Annotated in this window: 23 protein-coding genes and 1 riboswitch; of the genes, 10 read left to right on the top strand and 13 right to left on the bottom strand. The window is 71.9% G+C overall.

What is annotated here, in order from left to right:
* Positions 1–99 precede the first annotated feature (99 nt).
* The 4 genes from groL to thrC all read right to left on the bottom strand — a co-directional run bounded on the left by groL (position 100) and on the right by thrC (position 4,177).
* Positions 100–1,722 (bottom strand): chaperonin GroEL, encoded by a 1,623-nt coding sequence (groL, locus tag ACIPPM_RS25440; protein WP_161191403.1) that lies wholly within the window; start codon positions 1,720–1,722, stop codon positions 100–102.
* 275 nt (positions 1,723–1,997) lie between these two features.
* Positions 1,998–2,201, bottom strand: coding sequence for a cold-shock protein (locus ACIPPM_RS25435; RefSeq protein WP_389005114.1), 204 nt, complete (start codon positions 2,199–2,201; stop codon positions 1,998–2,000).
* Between the two features lie 429 nt (positions 2,202–2,630).
* Entirely contained in the window at positions 2,631–2,906 is a 276-nt protein-coding gene (locus ACIPPM_RS25430; protein ID WP_393594838.1) for a MoaD/ThiS family protein, read from the bottom strand.
* On the bottom strand, positions 2,903–4,177 hold the full coding sequence (gene thrC / locus ACIPPM_RS25425; RefSeq protein WP_401451847.1) for a threonine synthase: 1,275 nt from the start codon (positions 4,175–4,177) through the stop codon (positions 2,903–2,905). The genes ACIPPM_RS25430 and thrC overlap by 4 nt, the downstream gene beginning before the upstream one ends.
* Before the next feature lie 17 nt (positions 4,178–4,194).
* A riboswitch (SAM riboswitch) is annotated at positions 4,195–4,351 on the bottom strand.
* Between the two features lie 133 nt (positions 4,352–4,484).
* On the opposite strand from thrC, the gene ACIPPM_RS25420 reads away from it, so the two are divergent.
* Positions 4,485–5,429: a glucosyl-3-phosphoglycerate synthase gene (locus ACIPPM_RS25420; protein ID WP_401451845.1), complete on the top strand. Its 945-nt coding sequence runs from the start codon at positions 4,485–4,487 to the stop codon at positions 5,427–5,429.
* 74 nt (positions 5,430–5,503) lie between these two features.
* Positions 5,504–6,919 (top strand): trehalose-6-phosphate synthase, encoded by a 1,416-nt coding sequence (locus ACIPPM_RS25415; protein ID WP_401451843.1) that lies wholly within the window; start codon positions 5,504–5,506, stop codon positions 6,917–6,919.
* A gap of 31 nt (positions 6,920–6,950) precedes the next feature.
* On the opposite strand, the gene ACIPPM_RS25410 is transcribed toward ACIPPM_RS25415, so the two are convergent.
* Genes ACIPPM_RS25410 through ACIPPM_RS25395 form a run of 4 tightly spaced genes read right to left on the bottom strand, consistent with a single transcriptional unit; the run spans position 6,951 to position 9,905 of the window.
* Positions 6,951–7,427: a hypothetical protein gene (locus tag ACIPPM_RS25410; RefSeq protein WP_401451840.1), complete on the bottom strand. Its 477-nt coding sequence runs from the start codon at positions 7,425–7,427 to the stop codon at positions 6,951–6,953.
* A gap of 47 nt (positions 7,428–7,474) precedes the next feature.
* Positions 7,475–8,347 (bottom strand): trehalose-phosphatase, encoded by an 873-nt coding sequence (gene otsB, locus ACIPPM_RS25405; protein ID WP_401451838.1) that lies wholly within the window; start codon positions 8,345–8,347, stop codon positions 7,475–7,477.
* Positions 8,348–8,392: 45 nt separating this feature from the next.
* A complete protein-coding gene (locus tag ACIPPM_RS25400; RefSeq protein ID WP_399570696.1) occupies positions 8,393–8,617 on the bottom strand; it encodes a DUF3263 domain-containing protein in 225 nt (74 codons plus the stop codon).
* 37 nt (positions 8,618–8,654) lie between these two features.
* The gene (locus ACIPPM_RS25395; protein ID WP_401451836.1) at positions 8,655–9,905 is read right to left on the bottom strand and encodes an extracellular solute-binding protein; all 1,251 of its coding nucleotides are present in this window, start codon (positions 9,903–9,905) and stop codon (positions 8,655–8,657) included.
* 139 nt (positions 9,906–10,044) lie between these two features.
* Here ACIPPM_RS25395 and ACIPPM_RS25390 point away from each other — a divergent pair, with 139 nt between their 5' ends.
* The 3 genes from ACIPPM_RS25390 to ACIPPM_RS25380 all read left to right on the top strand — a co-directional run bounded on the left by ACIPPM_RS25390 (position 10,045) and on the right by ACIPPM_RS25380 (position 13,202).
* Positions 10,045–10,989 (top strand): ROK family protein, encoded by a 945-nt coding sequence (locus ACIPPM_RS25390; RefSeq protein ID WP_401451834.1) that lies wholly within the window; start codon positions 10,045–10,047, stop codon positions 10,987–10,989.
* Positions 10,989–12,155 carry an N-acetylglucosamine-6-phosphate deacetylase gene (gene nagA, locus ACIPPM_RS25385; protein ID WP_401451832.1) on the top strand — a complete coding sequence of 389 codons (1,167 nt, stop codon included), beginning with the start codon at positions 10,989–10,991 and terminating at the stop codon, positions 12,153–12,155. The genes ACIPPM_RS25390 and nagA overlap by 1 nt, the downstream gene beginning before the upstream one ends.
* Positions 12,156–12,272: 117 nt before the next feature.
* Positions 12,273–13,202, top strand: a complete 930-nt coding sequence (locus ACIPPM_RS25380) for a 1-phosphofructokinase family hexose kinase (RefSeq protein ID WP_401451829.1) — start codon at positions 12,273–12,275, stop codon at positions 13,200–13,202.
* A gap of 10 nt (positions 13,203–13,212) precedes the next feature.
* Here the strand turns inward: ACIPPM_RS25380 and ACIPPM_RS25375 are convergent, their stop codons facing one another.
* Both ACIPPM_RS25375 and cdgB read right to left on the bottom strand, forming a co-directional pair.
* Positions 13,213–14,127, bottom strand: a complete 915-nt coding sequence (locus ACIPPM_RS25375; protein ID WP_401451827.1) for a CBM35 domain-containing protein — start codon at positions 14,125–14,127, stop codon at positions 13,213–13,215.
* Between the two features lie 152 nt (positions 14,128–14,279).
* Entirely contained in the window at positions 14,280–15,932 is a 1,653-nt protein-coding gene (cdgB, locus tag ACIPPM_RS25370; RefSeq protein WP_401451824.1) for a diguanylate cyclase CdgB, read from the bottom strand.
* Positions 15,933–16,319: 387 nt separating this feature from the next.
* Between cdgB and ACIPPM_RS25365 the strand changes: the two genes are divergently transcribed.
* Complete coding sequence (locus ACIPPM_RS25365; protein WP_401452475.1) at positions 16,320–16,811, top strand: flavin reductase family protein; 492 nt, start codon at positions 16,320–16,322, stop codon at positions 16,809–16,811.
* Positions 16,812–16,861: 50 nt separating this feature from the next.
* Entirely contained in the window at positions 16,862–17,371 is a 510-nt protein-coding gene (locus ACIPPM_RS25360; protein ID WP_401451822.1) for a GNAT family N-acetyltransferase, read from the top strand.
* A 36-nt stretch (positions 17,372–17,407) separates the two neighbouring features.
* On the opposite strand, the gene ACIPPM_RS25355 is transcribed toward ACIPPM_RS25360, so the two are convergent.
* Positions 17,408–18,595 (bottom strand): agmatine/peptidylarginine deiminase, encoded by a 1,188-nt coding sequence (locus ACIPPM_RS25355; protein WP_401451820.1) that lies wholly within the window; start codon positions 18,593–18,595, stop codon positions 17,408–17,410.
* Positions 18,596–18,705: 110 nt separating this feature from the next.
* On the opposite strand from ACIPPM_RS25355, the gene ACIPPM_RS25350 reads away from it, so the two are divergent.
* Positions 18,706–19,287, top strand: coding sequence for a TetR/AcrR family transcriptional regulator (locus ACIPPM_RS25350; RefSeq protein ID WP_401451817.1), 582 nt, complete (start codon positions 18,706–18,708; stop codon positions 19,285–19,287).
* Positions 19,288–19,320: 33 nt separating this feature from the next.
* Here ACIPPM_RS25350 and arfB read toward each other — a convergent pair whose 3' ends face one another.
* Positions 19,321–19,758 carry an alternative ribosome rescue aminoacyl-tRNA hydrolase ArfB gene (gene arfB / locus ACIPPM_RS25345; protein ID WP_401451815.1) on the bottom strand — a complete coding sequence of 146 codons (438 nt, stop codon included), beginning with the start codon at positions 19,756–19,758 and terminating at the stop codon, positions 19,321–19,323.
* A 176-nt stretch (positions 19,759–19,934) separates the two neighbouring features.
* Between arfB and ACIPPM_RS25340 the strand changes: the two genes are divergently transcribed.
* The gene (locus tag ACIPPM_RS25340; protein WP_401451812.1) at positions 19,935–20,510 is read left to right on the top strand and encodes a TerD family protein; all 576 of its coding nucleotides are present in this window, start codon (positions 19,935–19,937) and stop codon (positions 20,508–20,510) included.
* Between the two features lie 96 nt (positions 20,511–20,606).
* The gene (locus ACIPPM_RS25335) at positions 20,607–21,107 is read left to right on the top strand and encodes a hypothetical protein (RefSeq protein ID WP_393914288.1); all 501 of its coding nucleotides are present in this window, start codon (positions 20,607–20,609) and stop codon (positions 21,105–21,107) included.
* 6 nt (positions 21,108–21,113) lie between these two features.
* On the opposite strand, the gene ACIPPM_RS25330 is transcribed toward ACIPPM_RS25335, so the two are convergent.
* A complete protein-coding gene (locus tag ACIPPM_RS25330) occupies positions 21,114–21,803 on the bottom strand; it encodes a pentapeptide repeat-containing protein (protein WP_401451810.1) in 690 nt (229 codons plus the stop codon).
* Between the last annotated feature and the right edge of the window lie 18 nt (positions 21,804–21,821).

The following is a 21,821-nucleotide window of genomic DNA, read 5'->3' as shown; positions in this document are numbered from 1 at the left end:
GGAGGCGGCGGAAACCGGTGCGCCGCGAGAAACGCCGAAGGGCGGCACCTCCCGTGAGGGAAGTGCCGCCCTTCGCGAAGGACAGGTGATCCAGGAGGATCAGAAGTCCATGTCACCGCCCGGCATGCCGCCCGGAGCGGCCGCGGCGGCCTTCTCCGGCTTGTCGGCGATGACGGCCTCGGTGGTGAGGAACAGCGCGGCGATGGAGGCCGCGTTCTGCAGCGCGGAGCGCGTGACCTTCGCCGGGTCGATGATGCCCTCGGCGATCATGTCGACGTACTCGCCGGTCGCGGCGTTCAGGCCGTTGCCGACGGGCAGGTTGCGGACCTTCTCCACGACGACGCCGCCCTCGAGACCACCGTTGACGGCGATCTGCTTCAGCGGGGCCTCCAGCGCGAGCTTGACCGCGTTGGCACCGGTGGCCTCGTCGCCCGACAGCTCCAGCTTGTCGAAGACCTGGCCGGCCTGCAGCAGAGCCACGCCACCACCGGCGACGATGCCCTCCTCGACGGCCGCCTTGGCGTTGCGCACGGCGTCCTCGATGCGGTGCTTGCGCTCCTTGAGCTCCACCTCGGTGGCGGCACCGGCCTTGATGACCGCCACGCCGCCCGCGAGCTTCGCCAGGCGCTCCTGGAGCTTCTCGCGGTCGTAGTCCGAGTCGGAGTTCTCGATCTCGGCGCGGATCTGGTTCACGCGGCCCTGCACCTGCTCCGAGGAACCGGCGCCGTCCACGATCGTGGTCTCGTCCTTGGTGACGACGACCTTGCGGGCGCGGCCCAGCAGGTCCAGGGAGGCGTTCTCCAGCTTGAGACCGACCTCCTCGGAGATGACCTCGCCACCGGTGAGGATGGCGATGTCGCCGAGCATGGCCTTGCGGCGGTCGCCGAAGCCCGGGGCCTTGACGGCGACGGACTTGAAGGTGCCGCGGATCTTGTTGACCACCAGGGTGGAGAGGGCCTCGCCCTCGACGTCCTCGGCGATGATCAGCAGGGGCTTGCCCGACTGCATGACCTTCTCCAGCAGCGGGAGCAGGTCCTTGACCGAGGAGATCTTGGAGTTGGCGATGAGGATGTAGGGGTCCTCGAGCACCGACTCCATGCGCTCCATGTCGGTCGCGAAGTAGGCGGAGATGTAGCCCTTGTCGAAGCGCATGCCCTCGGTGAGCTCGAGCTCCAGACCGAAGGTGTTGCTCTCCTCGACGGTGATGACACCTTCCTTGCCGACCTTGTCCATCGCCTCGGCGATGAGCTCGCCGATCTGGGTGTCGGCGGCGGAGATGGAGGCGGTGGAGGCGATCTGCTCCTTCGTCTCCACGTCCTTGGCCTGCTCCAGCAGAGCGGTGGAGACGGCCTCGACGGCCTTCTCGATACCGCGCTTGAGGGCCATCGGGTTGGCGCCGGCGGCTACGTTGCGCAGGCCCTCCTTGACCAGGGCCTGGGCCAGCACGGTCGCGGTGGTCGTACCGTCACCGGCGACGTCGTCCGTCTTCTTGGCGACTTCCTTGACCAGCTCGGCGCCGATCTTCTCGTACGGGTCCTCGAGCTCGATCTCCTTGGCGATGGAGACACCATCGTTGGTGATCGTGGGGGCGCCCCACTTCTTCTCGAGGACGACGTTGCGGCCCTTGGGGCCGAGCGTCACCTTGACGGCGTCCGCGAGCTGGTTCATGCCGCGCTCGAGGCCGCGCCGCGCCTCCTCGTCGAACGCGATGATCTTGGCCATGTGAAGTGGTCCCTCCAGGACTGGGGGTGATTCCTTCGGACCGCGCCCGCGCCCGCGACGGACGGCTCGCCGACCTTGTGGTTCCTTGCCCCACCCGGTCCGCGGGCCTCACCGACCCGGTCCTTCGTTGTCACTCTCACCTTCAGAGTGCTAACGCAATGATTAGCACTCACCCAGGGCGAGTGCAAGCGCCTTCGGGGGATCAGGACGGGACTTAACAGGACGAAGGGCCCGCACCCTGTGCCGGTGCGGGCCCTGCGCTCTGCTGGAGACGTTCAGGCGGTGACGCGAACCATGTCGGCCTGCGGACCCTTCTGGCCCTGCGAGATCTCGAACTCCACCCGCTGGCCCTCTTCCAGGGCGCGGTAGCCGTCCATCTGAATGGCGCTGTAGTGGACGAAGACGTCCGCACCACCGTCGACCGCGATGAAGCCGTACCCCTTCTCCGCGTTGAACCACTTGACGGTGCCCTGAGCCATGCCAACTCCCCTATTACTGGCCCTTGCGCGGACCCGCACCTCGCGGACCCGGGTCAGACCTCGCACCCCATTGGTCGGGGGCGTGCGCCGGAACGCGTCGACCGCGGCTGAATGTATCTGTCCAACTGCCGTCTGCAACAGGTCAATCGGACGAGAATTCCGGACGGACACAGTCCGGAATCTGCCGCAACTTCGGTCGAATTCAGGGCAAGTCGGGCCCCGTAAAAACAACAAATGCCGCACATTACCCGTGCATTTTGGCTACTTCTTGTCGGGTCAGCGGCATGAATCAAGGGCCCCCGGCCCAGCTGAGCGGGAGCGCGTTCCCCAACCCTACCGCGCTCAATCACACAGAATGGCCCCCTCCGTTTCTCTTACGGAGAAGGCCATTCGCTGAACTGACGGTAACCGTGGTTACCGAAGGTAATTTCAGCCTCCGGCGACCGCCGGAATGATGGAGACACCCGCGCCGTCGGGGGTCACGGTCTGAAGTCCGCCCTCGAAACGCACGTCGTCGTCATTGACGTAGACATTCACGAACCGGCGCAGCTTGCCCTGGTCGTCCAGGACGCGGGCTGCGATGCCCGTGTGCGTCTTCTCCAGGTCCTCGATGACCTCGGCGAGCGTGCCGCCCTCGGCGGCGACCTCGGCCTGGCCGCCGGTGTAGGTGCGCAGGATGGTCGGGATGCGAACGGTCACGCTCATGCGAGGCCAGCCTCTCGGAAGGAGTCCAGGTTCGGGCGGATGGTCGCGGACAGGCCGGTACCGGCGACCGCGTCCAGGGTCTTCAGGCCGTCGCCGGTGTTGAGGACGACGGTGGTGAGCGAGGGGTCCAGCGCGCCGGACTCGATCAGCTTGCGGGTGACACCGACCGTCACCCCGCCCGCCGTCTCGGCGAAGATGCCCTCGGTGCGGGCCAGCAGCTTGATGGCGTCCACGATCTGCGGGTCCGTCACGTCCTCCACCGCGCCACCGGTGCGGCGGGCGATGTCCAGCACGTACGGCCCGTCGGCCGGGTTGCCGATGGCGAGGGACTTGGCGATGGTGTCCGGCTTCTGCGGCCGCACCACGTCGTGGCCCGCCTTGTACGCGGCCGACACCGGGGAGCAGCCCTCCGCCTGGGCGCCGAAGATCTTGTACGGCTTGTCCTCGACCAGGCCGAGCGCGATCAGCTCCTTCAGCCCCTTGTCGATCTTGGTGAGCTGGGAGCCGGAGGCGATCGGCACCACCAGCTGGTCGGGCAGCCGCCAGCCGAGCTGCTCGCAGATCTCGTAGGCGAGGGTCTTGGAGCCCTCGGCGTAGTACGGCCGCAGGTTGACGTTGACGAAGCCCCAGCCCTCGCCCGCCGGGTCGCCGATCAGCTCGGAGCAGAAGCGGTTCACGTCGTCGTAGTTGCCCTCGATGCCGACCAGCTCACCGCCGTAGACGGCGGCCATGACGACCTTGCCCTGCTCCAGGTCGTGCGGGATGAACACGCAGGACCGCAGCCCCGCGCGGGCGGCGGCGGCGCCGACCGCGCCGGCCAGGTTGCCGGTGGAGGAGCAGGACAGGGTGGTGAAGCCGAAGGCGCGGGCGGCCTCCAGCGCCTGGGCGACGACGCGGTCCTTGAAGGAGTGCGTCGGGTTGCCGGAGTCGTCCTTGACGAACAGCCCGCCCGTGACGCCGAGTTCGGCCGCCAGGCGGTCGGCCTTGACCAGCGGGGTCCAGCCGGGGTTGAGGTTGGGCTTGTCGGCCACGTCGGCGGGGACGGGCAGCAGCGGGGCGTAGCGCCAGATGTTCGCGGGGCCGGACTCGATGCGGGCGCGGAGCTTCTCGGTGTCGTACGCGGAGAAGTCGTAGGCGATCTCCAGCGGCCCGAAACACTCCTCACAGGCGAAGACGGGCCCGAGCGGGACGCGGTGTCCGCACTCCCGGCAGCTCAGGGCGGCGGCGGGGCCGAGATCTACGGTGGGGGTGGCGACAGTCTGCACAGCCATGGAGGCGAGGCCCTTTCTCCTCATCTTTCCCACGACGCATCTCGCCGTGAGACGGATTTGGCACCTTCCCTAGCCGGGAGCCTCGCGGTGTCGCGGTGTGTCGCGCGCACGAGACCGGCTGGAGGGTTGCCGGGGCTTCATCGGGCCGTTTCCCTCTGCCCCTCTGGATGAGCGGTATTCGGTTGTGAACGCCCGCCGACCTCGACATGCGATGGTCATCGGCGTTGTCCAAGACTGTAACCGAAGGCCAGGAGAGTTGAAGGTGTCGTCCGAACCGCGAGATGGATCACGTGAGGAGCCGCAGACCATGCTGGAAGAAACCGAGCGCTGGCTGGCCACCCGCTCCTGGTCCGTGGCCGACCGCCCGCCGCACCGCGTGCTGGCCGCCAAGCAGCGGTCCGGGCAGCGGGTCTCCGTGGTGCTGCCCGCGCTGAACGAGGAGGCGACGGTCGGCGAGATCGTCTCCGTGATCCGGCACGACCTGATGGCGCAGGCGCCGCTGGTGGACGAGATAGTCGTGGTGGACTCCGGGTCCACCGACCGCACCGCCGAGGTGGCGGCCGCCGCGGGCGCGCGGGTCGTGCACCGGGACGACATCCTGCCCCGGCTGCCCGCCGTGCCCGGCAAGGGCGAGGTGCTGTGGCGCTCCCTGCTGGCGACCAGCGGGGACATCGTGGCCTTCGTCGACGCCGACCTGCGCGAGTTCTCCTCCGACTTCGTCCTCGGCATCGTCGGCCCGCTGCTCACCGATCCGGGGATCGACCTGGTCAAGGCGATGTACGACCGTCCGCTGGGCGGCGCCGCCGGGCAGGGCGGCCGAGTGACCGAGCTGATGGCGCGCCCGCTGCTGAACATGCACTGGCCGCAGCTGGCCGGGTTCGTGCAGCCGCTGGGCGGGGAGTACGCGGCCCGGCGCTCGCTGCTGGAGCGGCTGCCGTTCCCGGTGGGGTACGGGGTCGAGCTGGGCATGCTGGTCGACTCGCTGCATCTGGTCGGGCTGGACGCGCTGGCCCAGGTGGACGTCGGGGTGCGCAAGCACCGGCACCAGGACGGGCAGGCGCTCGGCCGGATGGCGGCCGCGATCTACCGCACCGCGCAGCTCCGGCTCGCGCGCGGGCACCTGGTGCGGCCCGCGCTGACCCAGTTCGAGCGGGGGGTGGACGGTTTCGAGCCGCGTACCCACTCGGTGGACACCGAGGAGCGGCCGCCGATGGCGGAGATCGCGGAGTACGCGGCGCGGAAGGTGGCGTGAGCGGGGCCGTATACGGTCCGGCTCGCCGGTCGCGCGTACGTTTGAGCGTTTGTGGGCCGGGCTAGGTTGAGGCCATGGCTACGCAGGGTGCTGAGGTGCTGGTCGCGTCCAATCGCGGCCCGGTTTCGTACACGGTGGGTCCGGACGGGGAGCTGGGCTCCCGGCGGGGTGGCGGCGGTCTCGTCTCGGGGCTGTCGGCGATCGGTCCGGACACCGACGCGGTGTGGGTGTGCGCCGCGCTCGGGGACGGCGACCGGGAGGCGGTGCGGCGCGCGGGCGGCGGGCTGCTCCCCGCCGAGGACACCGGCGGGCAGCGGGTGCGGATGCTGGACATCGACGCGGACGTCTACGCCGACGCGTACAACGGGATCGCCAACTCGGCGCTGTGGTTCGTGCACCACATGATGTACCAGACCCCGCTGGAGCCGGTGTTCGACGCGGAGTTCCGTCGGCAGTGGGACGCGTACCGCGCCTACAACCAGGCGTTCGCCCAGGCGCTGGCCGAGGAGGCGGGGCAGGGCGCGGCGGTGCTGATCCAGGACTACCACCTGGCGCTGGCCCCCCGGATGCTGCGCAAGCTCCGCCCCGACCTGCGCATCGGCCACTTCTCGCACACCCCCTGGGCGCCGCCGGACTACTTCCGCCTGCTCCCGGACGACATCGCGGCCGAGCTGCTCACCGGCATCCTGGGCGCGGACCGGGCGGCGTTCCTGACCCGGCGCTGGGCGGACGCGTTCACCGACTGCTGCCACGCGGTGCTGGGCCCCGGCATCCCGTCGGGTACGGAGATCGGGGTGCACGGTCTGGGCGCGGACGCGGAGTTCCTGCGGGAGCGGGCGCACCGGGCGGACGTGGACGAGCGGATGGCGGCGCTGCGCGAGCAGATCGGCGAGGGGCGCCGGTCGATCGTCCGGGTGGACCGCACCGAGCTGTCCAAGAACATCGTGCGCGGCCTGCTGGCGTACCGCCGCCTCCTGGAGGACCACCCCGAGTGGCGCGAGCGCGTGGTCCACGTGGCCTTCGCCTACCCGTCCCGCCAGGACCTCGCCCTGTACCGCTCCTACATGGACGAGGTACGCCGGGTCGCGGAGGAGATCAACTCCGAGTACGGGACGCCCGGTTGGACCCCGGTCCTGCTCCACCTCGACGACGACTTCGCCCGCTCCCTGGCCGCGTACCGCCTCGCCGACGTGGCCCTGGTGAACCCCATCCGCGACGGCATGAACCTGGTCGCCAAGGAGGTCCCGGTCGTCTCCGACGAGGGCGTCGCCCTGGTCCTCTCCCGCGAGGCGGGCGCCTACGAGGAGCTGGCCGAGCACGCGATCACGGTCAACCCGTACGACGTCGTCGGCACCGCGGAAGCCCTCCACGAGGCCCTGACCCTCCCGGACCCCGCCCGCGCCGAACGCTCCAAGCACCTGGCCTCGGCGGCGACCGCCCTGCCCCCCACCAAGTGGTTCCTGGACCAGCTGACCGCGCTGCGCGGCTGACCGGTCTGCGGCTGTCGGGGTTCGGTCCTCCTCAGCCGCAGAAGTAGGCGTACGGCGCCACCGAGACACCCTCCGCGACGGCGCGCTCATCGTCCTCGTCGGCCGCTGGGTCGAGGTCGAGTGCCCACAGCGAGTGCATGGACCACACGCTGAAACCGGCGTGGAAGTCATGACCGATGTCGGAGGGGGTGCTGGTGTACCCCCGAGCATGGAGATCGGCCACGACGTCGTCGAGGAAACGGTGGGTCAGCTGGATTCCGTCCAGCCGGGCCTCGGCATCCCCTCCCTCGCCGCTGTACTTCATCTCGACGAGCTCGACCGTGCTGTCCGTGCTGTCCGTGCTGTCCGCCGCGTAGGTGATCACCAGCATCGGCGTGGTGTCGTAGACCGCGCGCTCGCCGCCGGGTCCGTGGTACGGCGGTCCGAGACGCTCCTCGACGTGCGCGCGGTGGTCACCGATCTCGACGAGGTCGACACCACGGCCGGGGATGATCTCCATGCCGCGCATGCTGCCATGCTGTCGGCCGGGGCGGACATGAGGGTGGGGCCGCTGTCCTATCCGGCGTGGGCCGCCAAGCCCTCCAGCAGCGCCACCACTCCCCCGGGGCCGTCCACCACCAGGTCCGCGCGTTCCGCCAGTTCCGTGACCTCCGTGCTGCCGCTGCAGACCAACAGGGCCGGGAAGCCGTTGGAGCGGAGTTTTTCCAGGGCCGCGAAGGCGGGGAGGTCGCCGAGGTCGTCGCCCGCGTAGAGGACGGACTCGGCGCCGGTGGTGCGGAGGTGGTCGAGGAGGGCGACGCCCTTGTCCACGCCGGGGGGCCGGAGTTCGAGGACGAGGCGGCCGGGTTCGACGATGAGGCCGTGGCGGGTGGCGAGGTCGGTGAGGGGGGCGCGGAGGGTGTCGAAGGCGGCGTCCGGGTTCTCGGCGCGGCGGGTGTGGACGGCGACCGCGCGGCCCTTCTCCTCGATCCAGGTGCCGGGCCAGGCACCGGCCCGGTCGAGGACGCCGGGGAGTTCGGCGCGGACCGCGGCGATGCCGGGGTGCGGGGCGGGCGCGGTGACGGTGCCGGTCACGGCGTCCCAGCGCTCGGCGCCGTAGTGGCCGAGGACGACGAGGTGCTCCAGGCCGGGGACTCCGGCGAAGCCGCCGTTGCGGACCGCGACCCCGGCGGGGCGGCCGGTGACGACGGCGACGGAGGCCACCTTCGGCGCGAGCGCGGCGAGCGCGGGCACGGCGCCGGGGTGGGCGCGGGCCTGGTCGGGGTCGGCGACGATGGGGGCCAGCGTGCCGTCGAAGTCCAGGCCGATCACGGCGGTGCGCGGCCGGTCCAGCAGCGCCCGCAGACCGTCGCGGCCCGCCCGGGTCACCGGGACCGGCAGCGCGCCGTCCTCGGCGGTGTCGTCGGGGGAAGGGGAAGGGTTGCCCATAGAGCGACACTATCCGCGCGGACCCCGGCTCACGCCTCCGCGGAACTACCGCTCCGACCTTCTCGCCTCACGCACCCGGCGCAGGCGGTTGACCGTGACCGGGTCGTGGGCGAGGGCGCGCTCGTCGTCCAGGAGGGCGTTGAGCAGCTGGTAGTAGCGGACCGGGGCGAGGCCGAGCTGCTCGCGGATGGCGCGCTCCTTCGCGCCGGGGCCGGGAAAGCCCCGGCGCTCCAGCGCGAGGATCGCCTTCTCACGGCTGCCGAGTTCCATGTCGGCCACCGTAACCCCGCCCTCGGACAGTGGCGGCTCAGCCGCCGGACTGCGCCGAGCTGTCGGCCGTCGTGGCGGCGGCCTGGAGGCGGGTGAGCACGCCCGCGGGGCTGCCCGAGGGGGAGACGGCCTGTCCGATGTCCTTCTTCACGGCCGCGCTGACGGCGGCCCAGGAGGTCTTGTTCACCGGGTACTGCTCGGCGGTCGGCATCTGCTCCAGGAAGGCGTGCAGCGGGACGTCGGCCTTCGCGTTCGACTGGCTCATCGCCTCGGAGGCGGAGGTGGTGACGGGCAGCAGGCCGTACTGGTGGGAGAAGTCCAGGACGTTCTTCTGGTCGTACACGAAGTCGAGGAAGCTGCCGATCTGGGCGGCGTGGCCGTTCTGCTTGAAGGCCAGCATCCAGTCGGTGACGCCCATCGCGGCCCTGGCCCGGCCGGTGCGGCCCGGCATCGGGACCATGCCGAACTTCACGCCCTTCGCCTCGGCCTGCCGGATCAGCGTGGGGTGGCCGTTGAGCATGCCGACCTGGCCGTCCGCGAACGCGGCGAAGGCGGTGGCGCGGTTGAGGCGGCCGGGGGCGACGGGACCGGTGAGGCCCTTGCCCACGAGGTCGTCCTTGAGCCAGCTGAACGTCTCGCCGTTCAGCGCGGAGTCGATCGTGTAGGTGCCGATGTCGTCGGTGTAGCCGCTGCCGCCGCTGAGCAGCCACTGCATGGTCTCGGCCTGCGCCTCCTCGGGGCCGAGCGGCAGCGCGAAGGGGTACTTCACGCCCTCGGCCTTGAGCGCCTTCGCGTCGGCGGCCAGCTCGTCCCAGGTGGTGGGCGGGGTGATGCCGGCCTGCTCGAAGAGCGTCTTGTTGTAGAAGAGGACGCGCGTGGAGGCCGCGAAGGGCATCGCGTACGGGGTGTGGTTCCAGTCGCCCGCCTCGGCGAGCTGCGGCACGAAGTCGGCCTGCGTGCCGATGGAGAGGGTGTCGGACATCGGGTACAGCTTCCCCGAGGCCGCGTAATCGGCGTACGCGCCGACCTGGGCCATGTCGGGGGCGTTCCCGGAGTCGACCATCTCCTTGACCTTGGCGTCGACGTCGTTCCAGGAGTAGACGCTGACCTGGACCTTCACCTCGGGGTGCTTCGCCTCGTAGGCGGCGGCCAGCGCGGCCCAGTACTTCTTGGAGCTGTTGGCGGCGGAGTCGCCGTAGTCGGCGGCGACCAGCTTGAGGGTCGTGTCCGAGGAGCCCGTGCTCCCGCAGCCGCCGAGCATCGCCGTCGTGCCCAGTGCGGACACCACCGCGATCGTTCCTGCCGTACGCCGACGCACCCTCAGAACCCCTATCCCCTTGGTCAGACCATTCGATATTCGAACGCATAAGGTCTACACCACGTGAGTGGACTAGACCTCTCGTGGGTCGGCGGGTCACACTGGGCCCGTGAGACATGTCATCGCCCTGGACGTGGGCGGTACCTCGATGAAGGCCGCGCTCGTCGGTGCCGACGGCGCGGTGCTGCACCGCGCCCGCCGCGCGACGGGACGCGAGAGCGGGCCCGCGGCGGTCGTCGAGAACCTCCTCGCCTTCGCCGCCGAGCTGCGCGCGCACGGCGCCGACCAGCTCGGCGCCCCCGCGCTCGCGGCCGGGGTCGCCGTCCCCGGCACCGTCGACGAGGCGCACGGCACCGCCCTCTACTCAGCCAACCTGGGCTGGCGCGACGTACCGTTGCGCGCCCTGCTCGCCGAGCGGCTCGGCATGCCGGTCGCCCTCGGCCACGACGTGCGCACCGGCGGCCTGGCCGAAGGCCGCGCCGGGGCGGGCCGGGGCACCGACCGCTTCCTGTTCATCGCGCTGGGCACCGGGATCGCCGGGGCGATCGGCCTGGCCGGCCGGGTCGAGGCGGGCGCGAACGGCTTCGCCGGGGAGATCGGCCACATCGTCGTACGCCCCGGCGGCGAGCCCTGTCCGTGCGGGCAGACCGGCTGCCTGGAGCGGTACGCCTCCGCCGCCGCCGTCGGCACCGCCTGGGCGAGCGCGAGCGGCCGCGCCGACGCGGACGCCGCCGACTGCGCGCGGGCCGTCGCCGCCGGGGACCCCGAGGCGAACCGGGTCTGGACCGGGGCGGTCGACGCGCTCGCGGACGGCCTCGTCACCGCGCTCACCCTGCTCGACCCCGGCACACTGATCGTCGGCGGTGGGCTCGCCGAGGCCGGTGACGTGCTGTTCCGGCCGCTGCGCGCGGCCATCGAGCACCGGATCACCTTCCAGAGCGCGCCCACCCTCGTCCCGGCCGCGCTCGGTGAGGGCGCGGGCGTCCTGGGTGCCGCGCTCCTCGCGCAGGACCTGCTTCGCACCACCCCCCAGACCACGGAGGTACGCACCTGATGGCCGACAACAGCGCACCGGTCGGCGGCCGCCCGCTGGTGCTCACCGGCGGCACCGTGGTGCTCCCCACCGGCGAGGTGCCCGGCGGGCGGGTCGTCGTCGACGGCCGCCGGATCGCGGAGCGCGCGCCCGAGGGCGCCGACGTGCTCGACGTGACCGGCCACTGGGTGGTCCCCGGCTTCGTGGACCTGCACAACCACGGCGGCGGCGGAGCGGCCTTCTCCGGCAGCGCCGAGGACGCGCTCACCGCCGTCCGCACCCACCGGGAGCACGGCACCACCACGCTGGTCGCCTCCACCGTCACCGACGACCTCGCTGTGCTGGCCCGCCAGGCCGGGCTGCTGGCCGAGCTGGCCGAGCAGGGCGACATCGCGGGCGTGCACTTCGAGGGCCCGTTCATCTCCCCGTGCCGCAAGGGCGCGCACTCCGAGGCGCTGCTGCGCGACCCGGACCCGGCCGAGGTCCGCAAGCTGGTCGACGCCGCGCGCGGCCACGCGAAGATGGTCACCCTCGCCACCGAACTGCCGGGCGGCATCGACTCCGTACGCCTCCTCGCCGAGCAGGGCGTGATCGCGGCGGTCGGGCACACCGACGCGAGCTACGAGCAGACGGTCGCCGCCATCGACGCGGGCGCCACCGTCGCCACCCACCTCTTCAACGCGATGCCCCCGATCGGCCACCGCGACCCCGGCCCCATCACCGCGCTGCTGGAGGACGGGCGGGTCACCGTCGAGCTGATCGACGACGGTACCCATCTGCACCCGGCCGCACTGCAGTTGGCGTTCCACCACGCGGGTGCCGACCGGGTCGCGTTCATCACCGACGCGATGGACGCGGCGGGCTCCGGCGACGGCCGCTATCTGCTCGGCCCGCTGGAGGTCGAGGTGCGGGGCGGGGTGGCGCGGCTGGTGGAGGGCGGCTCCATCGCGGGCTCCACGCTCACCCTGGACCGCGCCTTCCGGCGGGCGGTCACCGTGGACCGGCTCCCGGTCGCGGACGTGGTCAAGGCGCTGTCGGCCAACCCGGCCCGGCTGCTGGGGCTCGCCGACCGGGTCGGCTCGCTGGAGCCCGGCAAGGACGCCGACCTGGTGCTGCTGGACGCCGACTTCGCGCTCAAGGGCGTCATGCGCCGGGGCGAATGGGTGATCACGCCCCAACTGCCCTGATCCGTACCCCGCTTCATCCGACGGCGTCCGTCCCTCAACTGGGCCGGGCGCCGTCTCTTTGGCATGATCAGGGCCCCGGAAACCGAGGCGTACGCACATCGAGGGAGGTCGGACCGGGTGATCCTCACGGTCACGCTGAACACCGCTCTCGACATCACGTACCGCGTGACGTCACTGCGGCCGCACGCCGAGCACCGGGTGTCGGAGGTCGTGGAGCGGCCCGGCGGCAAGGGCGTCAACGTGGCCCGCGTGCTCGCCGCGCTCGGGTACGCGGTGACGGTCACCGGTCTCGTGGGCGGCCCGACCGGGCAGGTGCTGCGCGAGCGGCTCGCGGCCGTGCCGGGTGTCACCGACGCGCTGGTGCCGGTCGCCGGGACGACCCGCCGCACCGTCGCCGTGGTGGACCGACTCACCGGCGACACCACCCAGTTGAACGAGCCCGGCCCGCACATCGCCCCCGCCGAGTGGGCCGCCTTCCTGCACGCCTACGGCACCCTGCTCACCGAAGCCTCGGCGGTCGCCCTGTGCGGGAGCCTGCCGCCGGGCGTCCCGGTCGGCGCGTACGCGGGGCTGATACGGGCGGCCCGCTCGGCCGGGGTGCCGGTGCTGCTGGACACGGGCGGGGAGCCGCTGCGGCGCGGGATCGCCGCGCGGCCCGACATCGTGAAGCCGAACGCGGCGGAACTCGCCGAACTCACCGGTTCCCACGACCCGGCCCGCGCCACCCGTGACGCCCGCCGCCGGGGCGCCCAGGCGGTGGTCGCCTCCCTGGGCGCGGACGGTCTGCTGGCCGCGACCCCCGAGGGCCACTGGCGTGCCGCCCCGCCCGGCCGGCTGCGCGGCAATCCGACCGGCGCGGGGGACGCGGCGGTCGCGGGCCTGCTGTCGGGCCTGGTCGACGGCCACCCCTGGCCCACCCGCCTGGGCCGGGCCACCGCCCTGTCGGCGGCGGCCGTACTGGCGCCCGCGGCCGGGGAGTTCGACCCGGCGGTCTACGACCGGCTGCTGGCCGAGGCCACGGTGACGGAGGCGGAGTCGGCGGCGTAGCCGGGGTCGGCTACCGCCAGCCCTTCTCCAGCGAGAACTGGTCCAGGTTGACGTCGCACTGGTTGCCGTTGCCGCAGGAGATGCTGATCGTGTTGGAGCCCTTCTGCAGCTCCAGGTTGGCCCAGGTGTGGGTCCAGCCGCGCTCCCAGTCGCCCGCGGGGGCGTGGGCGAAGTTCGACATGTTCAGCGGGCGGTTCTGCGAGGTGCCGTTGATCGTCAGCGTGGTGTTGGCGTCCTTGCCCGGCACGCCGTAGTTGACGTTCAGCGTGTACTTGCCGCGCTTCGGCACGTCCACCGTCCAGGTCACCGACGCGCCGACCTGGTTCAGGCCGCCCACGTAGGAGCCGCCCGCGGACTTCGCGCCCTTGATGTCGGAGGCCGGGGCCGCGCCGCCCGCGAGCTGCACGGCGTCGTCGACGGCGTCGGCCTTCGGCAGCTCGCCCGCGACGGCGGTGCTCGTCGCCTTCGGGCTCGGCGGGGCCTCCTGCGACTGGCTCGGGGACGCGTCCGCCTGGTTGCCGCTCTTGTCGTCGTCGTTGCCGTTCAGCATCGCGATGCTGATACCGATGACGACCGCCGCGACCACCGCGATGGCGCCGATCAGCAGCCCCTTGGTGTTCGGCCCGCGCCGGCCGCCGCCCCCGCCGGAGTGCGTGGCCTGCCGGGACGTGGGAGCGCCGCCGGGCAGCGTCTCCGGTGCCTGGTAGTGGGTGGCCGTCTGGCCGTAGGACGCCGTCTGGGTCGGCGCCGTCTGCTGCGGCTGGCCGTACCGGCGTTCGCCGACCGGGCGCACCCTGTTGACCGCGTTGGGATAGCCGTAGCCGCTGGACGGCGGCTGCGCGCCCCTGGCCTGGCCGTCGGCGTACAGGTAGCCGAACGGGTCGTCTTCCTCGGGCTTGCTCGCGCCGTTGTCGCCGGGCGTCATCCCTGGGTACTCCTCAACAGGTGCGGGCGGATGCGGTACGGGTTTGAATGGCGAGCCTACCCTCCCGCACACCCCGATTCGCTCGGACGGGGGACCCCCGAACGGACGCCCGAACCGCGGAGCCCCGCACTGTCAGCGCACTGACCTGCGCTTCACCCGGCACGCCGATGCTGTTTGGGACGAGATCGTTTCTCCACGTACATCCGCTCGTCGGCGGACTTCAGCACCTCGTCCGCCGTCATCCCGCAGTGCGCCCAGCCGATGCCGAAGCTGGCGCCCACCCGGACCGCCCGGCCCTCGGCCCGGATCGGCTGGATAATCTCGCCGCGCAGCCGCACCGCGAGGTCGGCGGCGTCCGCCTGGCCGAGGCCGTCGGCGAGGATCACGAACTCGTCGCCGCCGAGCCGGGCCACCGTGTCGCCGTCGCGCACGCCGCCGCTGAGCCTGCGAGCCACCTCGATGAGGACCGCGTCCCCCGCGTTGTGCCCGAAACGGTCGTTGATCGACTTGAAGCCGTCCAGGTCGCAGAAGAGGACCGCGAGCCCCTTGGTGCCGTCGTCGGGGCCCTGCTCGGGGGCGACGGTGTGCACATGGTGGTCGAAGGCGTCGTACGGCTCCGCGCCGGGCCCGAAGTCGAAACCGTGGGCGTCACCGGCCCCGGCCGGGTGGCCGTAGGCGGCGTCCAGGGACTCCAGGGGGTCGAGGTGGGCCGGGCGGCGGCACAGCCGGGCGGCGAGCCGGGAGCGCAGCTCGGCGGAGTTGGGCAGCCCGGTCAGCGAGTCGTGGGAGGCGCGGTGGGCGAGCTGGAGCTCGCGGCCCTTGCGCTCCTCTATGTCCTCGACGTGGGTCAGCAGGAAGCGCGGGCCGTCGGCCGCGTCCGCGACCACGGAGTTGCGCAGCGACACCCATACATAGCTGCCGTCGCGCCGGGCGAGCCGCAGCTCGGCCCGGCCGCCCTCGGCGGAGGTGCGCATCAGGGTGCCGATGTCCTCGGGGTGCACGAGGTCGGAGAAGGAGTAGCGGCGCATCGCGGAGGCGGGCCGGCCGAGCAGACGGCACAGGGCGTCGTTGGTGCGCAGGATGCGGCCGTGCTGATCGCCGCCCATCTCGGCGATGGCCATGCCGGAGGGGGCGTACTCGAAGGACTGGCGGAAGGATTCCTCACTGGCGCGCAGGGCCTGCTGGTCCCGCTCCAGACGGACCAGGGCGCGCTGCATGTTGGCGCGGAGGTGGGCGTTGCTGATGGCGATGGCGGCCTGGAAGGCGTACATCTGCAGGGCCTCGCGGCCCCAGGCGCCGGGGCGGCGGCCGGTGAGGGGGCGGTCGACGGATATGACGCCGAGCAGTCCGCCGCGGGCGCCGCCCTGGGCGCCGGGGGCGTACATCGGGGCGAAGAGCCGGTCGCCGGGGTGCCACTCCTCGGGGAAGCGGGGCGCGGGGCCGTCGCTGTACCACTGGGGGACGTCGTCGTCGTCGAGGACCCAGCCCTCGGTGTGGGGGATGAACACCAGGTCGCCCCAGAGCTCACCCATGCCGAGGCGGCGGTCCCAGGACTCGCGGGAGCCGGTGCGGCCGGTGATGAGGGCTTCGGCGGCGGAGTTGCCGGAGACGGCGGCGACGACCAGATCGCCGTCGGGACGCACCAGGTTCACGCAGGCCATCTCGTACCCGAGGGCGCCGACCGCGCCGTCGGCGACGATCTGCAGGGTGTCCGCCTGGCTGCGCGCGGTGTTCATCTCGGCCATGACCTGGTGCAGCTGACGCAGTGACGTCAGAGGGACGTACGGCTCCTGATCGGTCTCCATGCTCGCCCTCCCCCTGCTGTCCACAGGCTTTCCGCCACTGAATCACAGCGCGCTGCTCACTCGGTACACAGGGTCAACAATTCCGTACTCCTTGTGACTCAAGTCACAGAAGAACTTGAACAATTGAGTGCAGTTTCCGCACTTTCCCGTTGCGTTCTCCGATCGCAAAGGCTGCGAAGTTGCGCATATGCCGTTGTGCTGGTCCAGATGTGGTCTTCGGTCACAGGTCCGGTCCTTTGGACCTAGGTCCGGGTTCGGCCGGAGGCCCGATGCGGCGGCCGGGGGCGGCCGATTAGCGTTTCCGGCGTGCTGAACCCTCCCTCCCCCACCGCCACGGCTGCTTCTGTGCATGCTGAGGGGGTGAGCGACGACGAGTTCCGGGCCGCGATGTCCCGGCTGGCCGCGGGCGTGGTGCTGGTGACCGCGCAGGAACCGCCGCTGGACCCCGACGACCCGTACGCGCCGGGCGGCGAGGACGCGGGCATGACGGCCACGGCCTTCATGTCGGTCTCGCTGGACCCGCCGCTGGTGCTGGTCAGTCTGCGCACCGGCTCCCGGATGGACGACCTGCTGGACGAGCAGCCGCTCTGGGCGGTGTCCGTCCTCGCCGAGCACCAGCGGCAGATCGCGGGCCGGTTCGCCATGAAGGGCCGGGTCAGCGACCGCCTCCTCTTCGCCGACCTCGCCTGCGACCGGGGCGAGGCTTCCGGCGCCCCCCTGATCCCCGGCGCGCTGGCCACCCTGGAGTGCCGCACCGAGCAGCGCGTCGAGGCGGGCGACCACACCCTGGTCATCGGCCGCGTCCTGACGGCACGGGTGCCGAGCGCGGAGGGCGGGCCCCTGATGTACTACCGGGGGCGGTACCGGCACCTGGGCTGAGGGGCGTAAATGAGGGGCGCCCGGTGAACCCGCCGCCCTAGGGTGCGCGCATGTCACTCCAGCTCGCCGAGGTCACCTCCGCAAACCTCGAAGCCGCCCTGGCCATCCGTGTCCGCCCCGACCAGGAGCACGCGGTCGAACCGGTCGCGCACTCCCTCGCGGAGGCGTACGTGCGTCCGCCGGGGGTCGCCTGGCCCCGGCTGATCCTGGACGGGGAGCGGCCCGTCGGCTTCCTGATGGCCTTTCTGGACATCGACTGGCGCGCGGACGGCGGAAGCCTGCGCCGCTCCGGCCTCTGGCGGCTGAACATCGACGCGGCCGAACAGGGCAAGGGATACGGCCGGTTCGCCGTGGACTCGGTCGCGGCCGAGCTGCGACGGCGCGGCTGCGGGGAGCTGTACGTCACCTGGCATCCCGGTGACGACGGTCCCGGCGCGTTCTACCGGCGGCTCGGGTTCCGCACGACCGACGAGACGAGCGGGGGTCAGACGGTCGGGGTGCGCGCCGTGCCGCTCACGGGCGAGGACAACCCCGGCCGGGAGGTGCGCGCCACGCGCTGACCCGCCCCGGCCGGCCCGCCGCCGCGCGGCTCCCGGTCAGCCGACGGGCTTGCCCGGCTGGTCGTGGGTCGAGCAGTGGATGCCGCCGCCGCCCGAGGCGATGGTGTCGATCACGACGGGCACGATGTCACGCGTCGGGAAGTGCTCCTGGAGGATGCCGCGCGCCCGGTCGTCGGCCCTCCTGTCGCCGAACTTCGGCATGAAGACGGAGTCGTTGGCGACGTAGAAGTTGGCATACGTCGACACGAAGTCGTCACCCTGCCCCGTGATCCTTTCGAGGTCCGGCTGGGGCAGGTCGACGATCTCGAGGTGCCGCCCCCGCGCGTCCGTGGCGTCGCGGAGCACGGAGCGCACCTGGTCCGCCGCGCGCGACCAGGAATCGGCGGGCGAGCCCGGATACGCCTGGTCGACCAGGACCACACCGGGAGCGGTGAACCGGGCGAGGCTGTCCACATGAGCGTCGGTGATGTCCTGCCCCCGGACCCCCCGCAACCAGATGACCTTGCTCACCCCGAGCGTCCGCTCGAGCTCCGCCTCGATCCGGTCGCGGCTCTTGCCGGGGTTGCGGTTGTCGTTGACGACCGAGCTCTCGGTGAGCAGCAGGGTGCCCTCCCCGTCGGTCTCGAAGGAACCGCCTTCGGCGACGAGCGGGGCCTTCACCCGCGCGATGCCGTACCTGTCCAGCAACGTCGCCGCGACGCGGGCGTCGTTCGCGTGCTCCTGCTTGTCCCCCCACCCGTTGAAGTTGAAGTCGACGCCCGTGACCCGGCCGGCGTCCGCCACGAAGACGGGGACGATGTCGCGCGCCCACAGGTCGTCGACCTCCAGGGGGACGACCTCGACCTGGGAGCCGCAGGCCCGCTGGGCGGCCTTCATCTGGTCGGACCTGGCCATCATGACGACGTACTCGTACTCCGCGACGGCCCGCGCCACCCGCGCGATGTCCTCCCGGACGTACGGGAGGTCCTCACCCCACACCGGGTCCAGCGCCGGCCACGACATGAAGGTGCGCGCGTGACTCTCCCACTCGGCGCCGAACCGGACGGCCCGGCCGTCGTCGGCGGCACCCCGGTCCGTGGAACTCACACCCCCCGGTCCGCAAGCCGCGGCGCCGGAGGCGACGACGCCGATCCCGGCGAGCGCGCGCAGAACGGCACGACGGGGAAGGGAGGGCTGGTGGGACACGGTGCTCCGATCAAGGGACTGAGAACGCTGTCCGGCCATGGCGGGCCGTGCGCGGGGGCGCGGCCGGACCGGGACCGTGATTCCACCTTGCCACTGACTGAATTTTCAGTCAAACATATCGGCGCTCCTGCCGGATAGGGTCTGCGGTCATGGCATCGCGCACGACACAGATCCTCGAAGCGGCTGTCCGGGTGATCGCCCGGCACGGAGTTCGCGGGCTGCGCGTGGAGGAGCTCGCCGCCGAGGCCGGCGTGTCCACGGGGCTGATCTACTACCACTTCAAGGACCGCGCCGGAGTGCTGCGCCGCACGCTGCAGTTCATCAGCGACCGGGCCGGGCACTACACCACGGTCCGCGATCCTGACGCCGCACCGCTCACCCCGCGCGAGGAGCTGGAGCAGAGCCTCCTGCTCGAACTCCAGGACACCGGCGAGGTACGGGAGAACAGTTCCGCCTGGGGGGAGTTGCGGGCCAGCGCCGTGTTCGACCCGCTGCTGCGCGAGGAACTCGCCAGTGCGACCTCGCTGTGGGTGCGGGAGGTGACCGCGATGCTGACGCGGGTGAACCCCGCGGCACCCGCGTCCGCCCCGGCGGCCGCGGCCGAGCGGCTCACCGCCCTGGTGGAAGGGCTGAGCATGCGCTGGCTGAGCGGCGGCATCCCCGTGGACCGCGCCCGCACCCTGATGCTGGAGGCCGTCGAGGCTGAAATCGCCATGCTGCAGCGGCGCTGACGGACCCCGACCGGGCGGGCGCCGGGGCGGGGCTCAGCCCCAGTCACGCCCCGAGCGGCCGCGCTTGGTGTCGGCGCGCTGCTTCTTCTCCCTGAGGCGGCGCTCGTTGATGCCGCGGGGGATGCGGGTGGCGCGGCGGGGCTTGGGCGGGGGTGCGGTGGCCTCGGCGAGGAGCGCGGCCAGGCGTACGGCCGCGGTCTCGCGGTTGCGCCACTGGGAGCGGTGCTCGGAGGAGCGTACGACCACGACGCCGTCCACCAGGCGCCCGGCCAGGCGTTCGAGCGCACGTTCCTTCCACACCGGGGGCAGGGCCTCGGTGCGGGTGAGGTCGAAGCGCAGCTCCACCTGGGAGTCGCTGGTGTTGACGTGCTGGCCACCGGGCCCCGAGGAGCGCGAGAAACGCCAGGTCAGCTCGGCCTCGGGAAGCGAGACCGAGCCACGGATGAGATAGGGCCCGGACATGCCCTCCATGGTCCCGGCTCCGGGCGCCCCACGTCACCCCGATTTCCGGCGCGCCCGCACGCGGCTCCGGAACAGCTCGGCAAAAAAGGTAAAGCGGGCAGGAACCTATGGGACCCCTCCCGCCGTTCTTACCGGTGACGTAGCTTCGTCGGCACAGATACTCAAAAGGGAAGGGACTCCCAATCATGGCTGTAAGCCTGTCCAAGGGTGGCAACGTCTCGCTCACCAAGGAGGCTCCGGGCCTGACGGCCGTCACCGTGGGCCTCGGCTGGGACGTCCGCACCACCACCGGCACGGACTTCGACCTGGACGCGTCCGCCATCGCGGTCAACGGCCAGGGCCGGGTCTACTCCGACCAGCACTTCGTGTTCTTCAACAACAAGCAGACCCCGGACAGCTCCATCGTCCACACCGGCGACAACCGCACGGGCGAGGGCGCGGGCGACGACGAGGCGATCAACGTCAACCTGGCCGCCCTCCCGGCCGACGTCGAGAAGATCGTCTTCCCGGTCTCCATCTACGACGCCGAGAACCGCGGCCAGAACTTCGGCCAGGTCCGCAACGCGTACATCCGCATCGTGAACCAGGCGGGCGGCGCCGAGATCGCCCGCTACGACCTCTCCGAGGACGCGGCCACCGAGACCGCCATGGTCTTCGGCGAGCTGTACCGCAACGGCGCGGAGTGGAAGTTCCGCGCCGTCGGCCAGGGTTACGCCTCCGGCCTGGTCGGCATCGCCCAGGACTTCGGCGTCAACGTCTGAGAACGCCTGCCACCGGCTCCGGGGTGATTCCCGGGGCCGGGGCCCCGTCAGGGCGCACGCGGGCTGAACAGCCCCCGGCGTGGGACCATCACTGACGTGCTCGACATCGGCTACGCCCTCTCCAACCGCTTCCCGGACCCCCCGCAGACGGACTACCGCCGGGCGGACGTCCGCGCGCTGCGGCACGACCTGTTCTGCGGTGACGTCTATCTGGCCGACACCAAGTCGGACCGGGAGCTGTCCACAGCCTGGGGATGGGTGCCGGTGCTGGACTTCGCGTGGGCGCTGTGCGACATCGCCGAGCAGCTCGACAAGGACCCGATGGGCTCCCGTGCCGCCCGCCCGCAGCGCGCGGAGCTGGACTTCACCGAGTCCACGGACCGCATGCTGTTCGAGCGCCGGTTCGGCTGGGTGGACATCGAGTCGGACTGGATGCCCGCCGAGGAACCCCCGCTGAACTTCTCGCACGCCGAGTTCCGCCGGGAGGCCCGCGACTTCCTGCACGACGTCATCGCGGACCTGACCGACATGCACGAGGGCCTCGCGGACAACCCCGCCATCTGGACCCTCCAGGCCCGCTATCCCCGTATCTCCTAGGGCCTGCTACCCCTCCACCCTGATCCCCAGCTCCGCCGCCAGCAGCGGGGCCAGGTCCAGGAGTTGGCCGGTGCCGATGACCGCGCCGGAGAGCCGGTCGAGTCCCCGGGAGATCTCCAGCGGAGCGGCCCCGCGCAGGTCGACGTCCTTCAGGGTGGCGCGGGAGAGGTCGGCGGACTTCAGGGCGCAGTCGACGAACTCCACCCGCTCCAGCCGGGCCCCGCCGAAGTCGGGCTCCACCAGGACGCACGACTCGAAGACCACGTCCTTCAGCCGGGCCTCGCGCAGGTTGAGGAAGTCGAGCTTGCCGCCGCGCACCACGACCCGCTCCAGCACCGCGCCGTGCAGCTGGGTGCCGCCGAGCCGGGGCGAGCGGAACTCCACGTCCCGGAAGGTGGCCTCGGCGAGCTGGGTGCCGACGCCCCGCACCCCGTCGAGCACCGAGTCCAGCACCCGGGCCCGGCCGAGCCCGGTCTCGTCCAGGACGCAGCCGGTCAGCGCGCAGTCCATGAACCGGGCGCCTCCGCCCTGCTGTCCGGACAGGTCGGTCTCCCGGAACTCCAGCCCGTCGTAGTCCCCGTCCCGCTCGAGTTCCGCGTCCGCCCAGGGGGTCAGGGGCGGCAGCCGCAGCTCCGGGCGCCGCGCGCCCCGTACCGCCGTGGTGCCGCCCGTGCCCGTCGCCCGCCTCGTCGCCATGCGCCCATGCTGCACCCC

This window comes from Streptomyces sp. NPDC090119, from assembly GCF_044747085.1.
Classification (GTDB): domain Bacteria; phylum Actinomycetota; class Actinomycetes; order Streptomycetales; family Streptomycetaceae; genus Streptomyces.
This window is presented reverse-complemented; position numbering and strand designations above follow the sequence as displayed.

What these genes read in the sequence shown, in the direction of transcription:
- groL (WP_161191403.1), bottom strand. Translation starts at nt 1,722, where the DNA reads ATGGCCAAGATCATCGCGTTCGACGAGGAGGCGCGGCGCGGCCTCGAG.
- ACIPPM_RS25435 (WP_389005114.1), bottom strand. Translation starts at nt 2,201, where the DNA reads ATGGCTCAGGGCACCGTCAAGTGGTTCAACGCGGAGAAGGGGTACGGC.
- ACIPPM_RS25430 (WP_393594838.1), bottom strand. Translation starts at nt 2,906, where the DNA reads ATGAGCGTGACCGTTCGCATCCCGACCATCCTGCGCACCTACACCGGC.
- thrC (WP_401451847.1), bottom strand. Translation starts at nt 4,177, where the DNA reads ATGGCTGTGCAGACTGTCGCCACCCCCACCGTAGATCTCGGCCCCGCC.
- ACIPPM_RS25420 (WP_401451845.1), top strand. Translation starts at nt 4,485, where the DNA reads ATGCTGGAAGAAACCGAGCGCTGGCTGGCCACCCGCTCCTGGTCCGTG.
- ACIPPM_RS25415 (WP_401451843.1), top strand. Translation starts at nt 5,504, where the DNA reads ATGGCTACGCAGGGTGCTGAGGTGCTGGTCGCGTCCAATCGCGGCCCG.
- ACIPPM_RS25410 (WP_401451840.1), bottom strand. Translation starts at nt 7,427, where the DNA reads ATGCGCGGCATGGAGATCATCCCCGGCCGTGGTGTCGACCTCGTCGAG.
- otsB (WP_401451838.1), bottom strand. Translation starts at nt 8,347, where the DNA reads ATGGGCAACCCTTCCCCTTCCCCCGACGACACCGCCGAGGACGGCGCG.
- ACIPPM_RS25400 (WP_399570696.1), bottom strand. Translation starts at nt 8,617, where the DNA reads ATGGAACTCGGCAGCCGTGAGAAGGCGATCCTCGCGCTGGAGCGCCGG.
- nagA (WP_401451832.1), top strand. Translation starts at nt 10,989, where the DNA reads ATGGCCGACAACAGCGCACCGGTCGGCGGCCGCCCGCTGGTGCTCACC.
- ACIPPM_RS25375 (WP_401451827.1), bottom strand. Translation starts at nt 14,127, where the DNA reads ATGACGCCCGGCGACAACGGCGCGAGCAAGCCCGAGGAAGACGACCCG.
- cdgB (WP_401451824.1), bottom strand. Translation starts at nt 15,932, where the DNA reads ATGGAGACCGATCAGGAGCCGTACGTCCCTCTGACGTCACTGCGTCAG.
- ACIPPM_RS25365 (WP_401452475.1), top strand. Translation starts at nt 16,320, where the DNA reads ATGTCCCGGCTGGCCGCGGGCGTGGTGCTGGTGACCGCGCAGGAACCG.
- ACIPPM_RS25360 (WP_401451822.1), top strand. Translation starts at nt 16,862, where the DNA reads ATGTCACTCCAGCTCGCCGAGGTCACCTCCGCAAACCTCGAAGCCGCC.
- ACIPPM_RS25355 (WP_401451820.1), bottom strand. Translation starts at nt 18,595, where the DNA reads ATGGCCGGACAGCGTTCTCAGTCCCTTGATCGGAGCACCGTGTCCCAC.
- ACIPPM_RS25350 (WP_401451817.1), top strand. Translation starts at nt 18,706, where the DNA reads ATGGCATCGCGCACGACACAGATCCTCGAAGCGGCTGTCCGGGTGATC.
- arfB (WP_401451815.1), bottom strand. Translation starts at nt 19,758, where the DNA reads ATGGAGGGCATGTCCGGGCCCTATCTCATCCGTGGCTCGGTCTCGCTT.
- ACIPPM_RS25340 (WP_401451812.1), top strand. Translation starts at nt 19,935, where the DNA reads ATGGCTGTAAGCCTGTCCAAGGGTGGCAACGTCTCGCTCACCAAGGAG.
- ACIPPM_RS25330 (WP_401451810.1), bottom strand. Translation starts at nt 21,803, where the DNA reads ATGGCGACGAGGCGGGCGACGGGCACGGGCGGCACCACGGCGGTACGG.